This window comes from Pseudactinotalea sp., from assembly GCF_048594945.1.
Classification (GTDB): domain Bacteria; phylum Actinomycetota; class Actinomycetes; order Actinomycetales; family Beutenbergiaceae; genus Pseudactinotalea.
Map to the genome: position 1 here is coordinate 1 of NZ_JBMDXJ010000293.1, position 8,488 is coordinate 8,488.

6 protein-coding genes and 1 pseudogene are annotated in these 8,488 nt (G+C 65.4%); 2 read left to right on the forward strand and 5 right to left on the reverse strand.

Annotated features, from left to right (window positions below; genetic code table 11):
• Together ACOJSN_RS12785 and ACOJSN_RS12790 are read left to right on the forward strand one after the other, a co-directional pair.
• On the forward strand, positions 1-527 hold a 527-nt coding region (locus ACOJSN_RS12785; RefSeq protein ID WP_420112882.1), incomplete at its 5' end, for an enolase C-terminal domain-like protein.
• Positions 528-547: 20 nt separating this feature from the next.
• Entirely contained in the window at positions 548-2,935 is a 2,388-nt protein-coding gene (locus ACOJSN_RS12790; RefSeq protein ID WP_420112883.1) for a glycosyl hydrolase family 95 catalytic domain-containing protein, read from the forward strand.
• Here the strand turns inward: ACOJSN_RS12790 and ACOJSN_RS12795 are convergent.
• The 5 genes and pseudogenes from ACOJSN_RS12795 to ACOJSN_RS12815 all read right to left on the reverse strand — a co-directional run.
• Positions 2,877-3,845 (reverse strand): ABC transporter permease, encoded by a 969-nt coding sequence (locus tag ACOJSN_RS12795; RefSeq protein ID WP_420112884.1) that lies wholly within the window; start codon positions 3,843-3,845, stop codon positions 2,877-2,879. The genes ACOJSN_RS12790 and ACOJSN_RS12795 overlap by 59 nt on opposite strands.
• 32 nt (positions 3,846-3,877) lie before the next feature.
• Positions 3,878-4,789 (reverse strand): carbohydrate ABC transporter permease, encoded by a 912-nt coding sequence (locus ACOJSN_RS12800; RefSeq protein ID WP_420112885.1) that lies wholly within the window; start codon positions 4,787-4,789, stop codon positions 3,878-3,880.
• Complete coding sequence (locus tag ACOJSN_RS12805; RefSeq protein ID WP_420112886.1) at positions 4,786-6,561, reverse strand: extracellular solute-binding protein; 1,776 nt, start codon at positions 6,559-6,561, stop codon at positions 4,786-4,788. Before ACOJSN_RS12805 ends, ACOJSN_RS12800 begins: the two co-directional genes overlap by 4 nt.
• A gap of 75 nt (positions 6,562-6,636) precedes the next feature.
• Positions 6,637-7,965 (reverse strand): glycoside hydrolase family 28 protein, encoded by a 1,329-nt coding sequence (locus ACOJSN_RS12810; protein ID WP_420112887.1) that lies wholly within the window; start codon positions 7,963-7,965, stop codon positions 6,637-6,639.
• A gap of 114 nt (positions 7,966-8,079) precedes the next feature.
• Positions 8,080-8,488: pseudogene (locus ACOJSN_RS12815) on the reverse strand (fumarylacetoacetate hydrolase); the annotation flags it as partial.

An 8,488-nucleotide genomic window follows, 5' to 3' on the forward strand; every position in this document is an offset into this window, starting at 1 on the left:
GATCGGCGGGCTTCGACCTGCCAGACGCGATGCGCGTCGGCCGTGCCCTCGCGGAGGCCCACTACCTCTGGTACGAGGAGCCCATGCGAGAGTTCAGCGTGTCCGCGTACCGCGCTCTGGGCGAGCACGTGGGTGTGCCTCTGCTTGTGGCCGAGACTTCAGACGGCGTGCACATGAACGCAGCGGACTTCATCGCCTCCGGCTGCGCGACCTTCGGGGTACGCGCCAGCGCGCGTCTGCGGGGCGGCGTCACCGGCTCGCTGCGGATTGCGCACCTCGCCGACGCCTTCAGGCTGCGGGCAGAGGTTCACGGTGATGATCTTGCGAACCAGCACCTGTGCATGGCGATCTCAAACACGACCTACTACGAGTCCTTGGTTCGAACGACCACCGTGCGCCGAGCGCCAGAGATCGACTCGTCAGGTTACTTGCGCGCTCCGGAAGGACCCGGAATCGGGTTGCCTGCCAACCTGGCACTGCCACCCGAGCTCGAGGAATATGCGGCTCCCGCTGCCGCATCGGCATGAACCCCACCGGACGCAGGTTGATGACCAGCGATGAGGCGGCGCCGCGCACCGACGATGTGCTCTGGTGGCAGCGTGCCCCCGACGACTGGCTGAGTGCGATCCCACTCGGTAACGGACGGCTCGGAGCGAAGGTCCATGGTCGGGCGGTGACCGAGCGGATCGCGCTCAATCTCGACACCCTCTGGTCCGGTGGACCGCAGCAGCATTCGATCGTCGGCGGACCCGCGGTCGTCGACGAGCTGCGCAGACTGCTCTTCGCCGGTGGGGCTCGCGCTGAGGCCGATCGACTCGCACGGACGCTTGAAGGTCCCGACGTCGAGGCATTCCAGCCAGCCGGCGACCTCGAGATCACCGATCTCAGCGCGCGCGCAGACACGCGAATCATCGACTACCGCACCGAGCTGGACATGTCCACGGGAGTGGCAACGACGCGCTACGGCCACGCCGCTACGGCACTGAGACGCACGATCTACGTCTCCTATCCCGACGACTGCCTGGTCGCACGCATCGATGCGTTGCAGGGCTCACTCCACCTCGGGATCCGGTTGACCTCGCCGCACCCCACCGTCTCGTCGATGGGACCGCTGACGATCCAGGGCTACGCACCCGCCTGGGTCGACGGCGCAGCGTGCCTCTTCCGCGAACCCCAAGACCCACCGGCACGTTATGGCGACCACGGCGGCGTCGGCTTCGTGCTCGGCCTCGACGTCGATGCCGACGGCGGCGAGGTCATCCGTGAGGAAGATCGCCTCGTGGTCTGCGGTGCGAGCAGCGTGACCATTCGCTTGGCTGGCGGGACAACGTTCCAGGATTGGCGGACACCTGCCTCGCGCGATCTACGACCTGTGCGAGCACGCGTGGCAGGGCTCCTGGCAGCGGCGGCTGCCCGCTCCGAACCCGACCTCGCCCAGCGCCACATCGCTGACCATCGGGCCCTCTATGAGCGGGCCGAGCTGCGGCTCGACTCGCCTGTCTCCCGAGACGATCTACCCATCGACGAGCGAATCGCCCTCGTTCGCGACGGCGGATCGGACCCGGGGCTCATCGCCGATCTGTTCGCGTTCGGCCGCTATCTCCTCATCGCATCCTCCCGCCCCGAAACGCAGCCGGCACACCTCCAAGGCATCTGGAACGAGAGCATCACGCCCCCGTGGTTCGCCGACTGGACGACCAATATCAATCTCCAGATGAACTACTGGGTCGCAGAGGTCGGTGCCTTGCCGGAGTGCGTGGAGCCACTGATCGGCCTGGTCGAGGACCTCGCTGAGGCGGGACGCGTCACGGCCCGGGAGGTGTTCGGCTTCGACGGCTGGTGCGTCAATCACAATGTCGATATCTGGCGAACGAGTTGGCCTGTAGGCGAAGGACTCAACACACCGAAGGCGTCGCTGACCCCCACGTGCGGAATGTGGATCCTCGCGCAAGCAGTGGAGCACGAACGGTTCGATCCGGACGAGACCTTTGCGCGCGACAGACTGCTCCCGCTCGTCGAAGGCGCCGTAGCGTTCGCACTGGACCTTCTTGTGCCCCACCCGACAACAGGGCACCTGGTCACCGCGCCGTCGACATCGCCTGAGAACGAGTTTCTCGACGTCGACGACGTCGTGGCCAGCGTCGACTACGGCTCGACGTTCGATCTCTGGCTGATCCGCGATCTGCTCACGGGGTACCTCCACCTCGGCGAACGGCTTCGCGTGGCGCTGTCGAGGGCCGATGACGCAGCACGAGCGCTCTCTTTGCTCCCAGCAGTTCCGCTCGGGTCGGACGGTCGGATCCAGGAATGGGCGACGCCGTGGCGGGAGGCCGAGCCCGGGCATCGCCACCTCTCTCATCTCTACGGGCTCTATCCCGGTGACGGCATCGACCTGATCGAGACACCCGAGCTGGCGGCCGCAGCGCAGCGCACGCTCGATGTGAAGGCGACGCACGGCCACCCCGTCAACGGTTGGCCACACGCATGGGCAGTCGCATTGCGCGCGCGTCTGGCCGACGCCGAAACCTGCAACGCCTTGCTCGAGAACCTGGTGCGGACTGACAAGATCGGCCGGGGTCTCCTCTACATCTCGAGCCGGGGCATCTTCCAGATCGACGCGAACCTCGGCGTGTCAGCTGCCATCGCCGAGATGTTGCTTCAGAGCCATCGCGGAACGATTCGCGTGCTGCCGGCGCTGCCTCGTTCCTGGGAGCGCGGATGCTTCCGCGGGCTACGCGCGCGCGGCGGCGTCAGCGTGAGCGCACGCTGGAGCCCCGGCGAGGTCGACATCGAGCTGACCGCTCAGGACGACGGCGTTCACTCCGTGCTTGTACCGGGCGCAGATGAGCCGGAGCTGGTCCACCTGCGCTCGGGTGTCAGAACAGGCTGGTCTTGGCGACGCGGCGCGCAAGCCAGTTCGCGAGGACCAGCATGATCAGCGCGATCACCGACTTGAACAGACCGATGGCTGCCGCGTAGGAGTACTGCGGGATGGATGAGGCGAACGCGACGTTGTAGGAATAGGTGTCGATCACCTCGGACACACCGAGGTTGAGCGGTGTCTGCATGAGCAGCACCTTCTCGAACCCGACGGAGAGCATCGAGCCCATGTTGAGAATCAGCAGGGTGACCATGACCGGCAGGATGCCCGGCAGATCGATGTGCCAGATGCGCCTCACGATCGAGGCGCCATCGACCTTCGCCGCTTCGTGCAGCTCCGGATCGATCCCGGCGAGCGCGGCCAGGTAGATGATCGCCGAGTATCCCAACGTCTGCCAGGCGCCGGACCACACGTAGGTGTGCCGGAACAGCCCTGCGCTCAGGAAGTCTGTGCGCTCGCCACCGAGCGCCTCGATGGCGTCGTTCACGATCCCGTCGCTCATCGAGAACAGCATCAGGATGATGCCGACGATGACCACCGTCGAGATGAAGTACGGCGCATAGGTGATGAGCTGAACCGTGCGCTTGAACTTCGCCCTGCGGACCACGTTGAGGAGCAGTGCCAGCAGGATCGGCAAGGGGAACAACGCCAGCAACTCGTAGAAGTTGAGCAACAGCGTGTTCTTGACGACGATCCCGAACTGGTAGGAGTCGAGGAACTGCTGGACGTACTTGAAGCCTGCCCATGGGCTCCCATTGATCCCGAGCGCCACGCTGAAGTCCTTGAACGCCATCTGCAGCCCGTACAGAGGTGCCCACATGAACACGATGCCGAAGACAAAGGGTGGGAGCAGCAGCACGTAGAGCCGCCACGACCGCTTGAGCCGGACCGACAGCGGGTACTGGTGCGTGCTCGGCTTGCGCACGCGACCGCCATCCGGCGGCGGGCTCGGCGTTGTCTTCACGGCTGTCTCCGCCGTTACCATCGTTCCCCCGCTCACTTGAGTGATCCGATCAGAGCGCCCTTGGTGAAGTGCTTCTGTACAAACGGGTAGGCGATCATCGGAGGAATCATCGCCGCCACGATCAAGGCGTACTTCAACTTGTCGAACAACTCCTTGCGTCGTGTCAGCTCGGCGACATCGCCGCCGATCATCTCCGGGCTGACCTGGCTCTGTGTGAGGATCTCGCGCAGCACCAGCTGCAACGGGAACAGGTCTTGATCCGACAGGTAGAGCAGGGCGTTGAACCAACCGTTCCACTGGGCAATCCCGTAGAAGAGCACGTTGACAGCGATGATCGGCTTGCTCAGCGGCATCGCGATCTTGAAGAAGAAACGGAAGTCGGTCGCCCCGTCGAGCTGAGCTGCCTCCATCAGTTCCCCCGGAACGTTCATCCGATAGAACGTCATCGTGATGAGGATGTTGAAGACGTTGAGCGCCCCGGGCAGGAAGACGGCCCAGGGCGTGTTCAGCAGCCCCAGCGAGTTCACGATCATGTAGGTCGGGATGATGCCCGCGCTGAACAGGAACGGAATCAGGAAGAAGAACGTCAGCGCGCGTCGGAAGGGTAGATCGTCACGTGAGAGGACGTAGCTGGCGAGCAGGGTCAGCATCGTCCCGACCGCCGCACCGGCCACGGTGTATCCGACCGAGTTCAGGAAACCGCGCACCAGTCCCGGCGAGTCCAGGACCGCCTCGTATGCCTGGGTCGTGAAACCGACCGGCCAGAGCCAGACGTCACCGCGGGTGAGCGCGTCGGCGTCGGACAACGACGCGCTCACCACGAAGATCAGCGGGTACAGCACCGACAGCGTGAAGGCCACCAACGCGATGTAGGTGAACAGCATGAACACCGAGTCGCCCGGCGAGAACGCCATCCGCCGCCGGCGCGGCACCGCAGCACTCATCCCTGGCGAGCGTCGTGCGCCTGCTGGTGCAGGTCGATGTACTCGAGCAGCCCCATCGACTCGAGCGCCGCGACGTACTCGTCCCACGCACCGTCGTCCTCGATGTCCTTCTCGCCGATGGCGAACGCGGCCATGTTCGAGCGCACATGCGACTCGATGCTCGTGGCGATGTCGGCACGGCGCGCAGCCGCGGACTCATCAAAGATCATGCTCGGCAGGTACATCTCCTGCGGAGGCTTGAACTCCTCGTACACCGTGGTCGCGTTGTAGAGGTCCACCTCCAGAGTGGGGCTGTTCGCGTCGACGTAGGCCGCCAGCCGCTGGTCGTTGGAGCTGTACGACAGCGTCGCCGATCCCCAGCTCGTCCCCGCGGGAGCGGGCCACGACTTGCCCCAGTAGAGGGCCTGACGACCATCGATGCCGAGACCGCCCTCCTCGACGTAGGACCAGTTGTCCTCGTTGCCACTCGAGCCGCGCAGGCCGCCCTCGAGGTCCATCATGTAGTCCGCCCACTGGACCAGGACCTCGGGGTTCTCACAGTTCTTGGTGATGACGAACGGTCGCGAGCGGTCCGACTCGTAGTCCCACCGGGCGTAGCGGACACCCTCGGGGCCGGCGAGGGGCGGCACGCTCACGTAGTCGCGCCACAGCGCGTCGGGGTTCTCGTAGTCGATGTCGGCGAACCAGCCCCAGTAGTAGCTGCGCACAAACCCGAGGCGACCCTGATTGCCGGCGCGCAGAAGCTCGTCGCCAGTGATGGTGAAGGCAGTCCGGTCGAGGGTGCCGTCGAGGTTGAGGGTGCGCAGATAGCGCAGTGCCTCGCGCCACTCCGGCCTGTTCGCGGCGAAGTCCACCTGGCCGTCGACCAGGCGGAGCCAGCCGCCACCCTGCCCGTCCGAGCCCGGGTTGTAGAGGAACGAGTTCATGATGTAGCTGTCGATGAAGTCGCCCCACTCGGAGCTGCCGACGGCGAAGGGGATCATGGAGCCGGTGCCGGAGGGATCCTGCTCCTTGAACTGCTTGAGGACCTCACGCAGCTCCTCGGTTGTCTCCGGCATCGAGGCGCCCACCGCGTCCAAGTATTTCTGATTGATGAAGGCGCGACCAGGGCTGACCCGGCAGTGGAAGCAGTCGTTGGGCGTGGAGATCTGGTACTTGTGACCATCGCGCGCAGTGAGCGTCGCACCCCAGTCCGGGTAGTCGCTCATGATCTGGCGCATCATCGGCGAGTACGTCTCGATGAGGTCCTCGAGAGGATGGAAGAGGCCCTGACTCCCGTACAGAGACACCTGATCGGCGGTGAACGGCAGGCCCAGGTAGGCGTCGGGCATGTCGCCCGCGGTGATCTGTGCGTTGACCCGGGTGAGGTCGGAGTCGGTGTTGATGACGACCTTGTACTCCACCTTGACACCGGTCCGCTCCTCCATCCAGCGGGAGAACTCGTTGGTGTTCCAGTCGTCGACCACGTCGCTGCTGAGCTTGACACCGATCGTGAACGTCTTGTCGCCGGTGTAGAACGGCTCTCGGACGTAGGCACGGGGACCCACGTAGGGGTCCGGGTAGAAGATTCCCTCGGTGATCTCCTCGCCGAGTTGTACCTGCTCGACACCCTCGACTCCGGTGGGGGCGATCGACTCGCCAGGCGCCGGCGTGTCGGCGTTGTTGCAGGAGGAGAGCACGGTTGCGGCGGCGATCGAGCCAGCGCCGACGACGCCGAAGCGCAGCAAGGACCGGCGATTGATCATCCGGTCGGTGGGGTTGGTATGAGTCATGGGTGTTCCCTCTCTACGTCGAGATTGAGGCGATCTACCTGTGGTTGGGCATCGAAAGCCGGGTTGGAATCTGACCTATGTCGTTGTTGTCACGTTCGTCTGCACCATGCCGACGACGTCGCTGATCGCGTCTGGCTCGGCCATCTCGCCGAAGACGCAGTTCTCGATGCGCACGTCAACCACCGGGCTGTGGGCGAACCCGGCGACGTGCATCGCGCGCTTGGCCTTGCCCACCCGCACGTTCGTGATCTCGATGTTGCTCACGACCGGGGTGCGTGGACCGTTCAGGCCCTCGCCACGGTGCAGGTTCAGGCTGAGGAACTCCTTCTTGAGCTCCGTCGCCTCGACGTCGTCGACGTACACGTTCCTCACGTAGCCACCACGGGCGGCGTTCGACTTGATGTAAAGGCCGTAGTAGAGCTTCGGCGATCCGATCGTGCAGCGCCGCACGTAGACGTCGCTGACGCCGCCCGTGAGCTCGCTGCCGATGGTGAAGGCGCCGTAGCGGCTGGTCATCACGCAGTCTTCGATCACGATGTTGCGGCTCGGGACGCCCACCCGCTCGCCATCTGATTCGCGGCCCGACTTGATGGCGATCGCGTCATCGCCCACGTCGAAGCGGCAGCGGCGGATCACCACATCGGTGCAGGATTCGGGATCGACACCATCATTGTTCGGGCCGAAGGTGTCCACGTGAACGTCCTCGACGAGCACGGAGGTGCACAGCACCGGGTGGATCTCCCAGAATGGTGACCGCAGGATCGTCACGCCCTGGATCCACACGTTGCGGCAGCGGTACGGCTCGATCATGGCGGGGCGGAAGTGGGAGCCCGGAGCGACCACGCGGTCCGCCACAGGCACGCCTGCACGCACCTGCTCGACGAGCACCTGCCAGTCCTGCTCCTGTGTGGGCATCCCCTCGCGCCACCCGTACTCGGTGAGCCCAGACCAGGGCCACCAGTTCTCGTTGGAGGCACCGCCGTCGAGCACTCCCCCGCCGGTGATCGCCACGTTCTCGGCGTCAAGCGCGTAGATCAGAGGGCGGTACCCCATGATCTCCACGCCCTGGAAGCGCGTGAGGACCGCCGGAAGGTAGCGCTCGGGGTCGGTGACGAACCGAATAGTGGCTCCTGCGGCCACGTGCAGGTTGGTGTTGCTCAGCAGTTCGATGGGACCGCTGCGGTACTCGCCGGCCCCGAGCACCACCCGGCCTCCCCCGGCCGCGTGAACGGCCTCGATGGCGCGAGCGATCGCCTCGGTACAGTCGGTCCGAGCATCCGCCACGGCACCGAAGTCCTCAACCCGCACCTCGCGGTCAGCACAGGTGGGCGCCTGCACGCGCTCGAGGATCGCCTCGGCGCGATGCCACCCTGGACCCGCGTCTGCCCACTCCTCGGACCGCATCCTTGCCCTGCCTCGTTCACGTCGTCGTGGTGATCTCATCGCCTCCGCGATGCGGCAAAGGTACTATGTCTCACCTCTAGCGTCAACATATGACGTGTGACTGGCGATGTGTCGCTAGCACCGCAGCAGCCCGCGGGCGGCGAGGTTCGCCATCAACGCACCGATGCCGAGCTCCCACGGCGCCAGCGCCTCGCTGTGCCCCACCCGATTGACCAGCGCGCCCAGATGCGGCGAGGAGATGCGCACCACGTCGCCCACGTGGTGCGTGAACCCCAGCCCCGGCTCCCCGCGATCATCGGTCGGGGCGAACATCGTTCCCAGGTAGAGCACCAGCCCATCGGGATACCCGTGGTGGGCGCCGATCGCCTGCGCCACGAGATCGGACGGATCCCGGCTGATCTGCTCCATGTGGGAGCTCGCGTTCAGCTCGTAGCCCTCCATGCCCTCCACCGAGAGCGTGACGGTCTCGGTGCGAACCTGCTCGAGCTTGAACCCGTCGTCGAACAGCCGCACAAACGTGCCC

Coding starts and splice junctions, on each gene's coding strand:
- ACOJSN_RS12800 (WP_420112885.1), bottom strand. CDS start 4,789: ATGAGTGCTGCGGTGCCGCGCCGGCGGCGGATGGCGTTCTCGCCGGGC.
- ACOJSN_RS12810 (WP_420112887.1), bottom strand. CDS start 7,965: ATGCGGTCCGAGGAGTGGGCAGACGCGGGTCCAGGGTGGCATCGCGCC.
- ACOJSN_RS12805 (WP_420112886.1), bottom strand. CDS start 6,561: ATGACTCATACCAACCCCACCGACCGGATGATCAATCGCCGGTCCTTG.
- ACOJSN_RS12790 (WP_420112883.1), top strand. CDS start 548: ATGACCAGCGATGAGGCGGCGCCGCGCACCGACGATGTGCTCTGGTGG.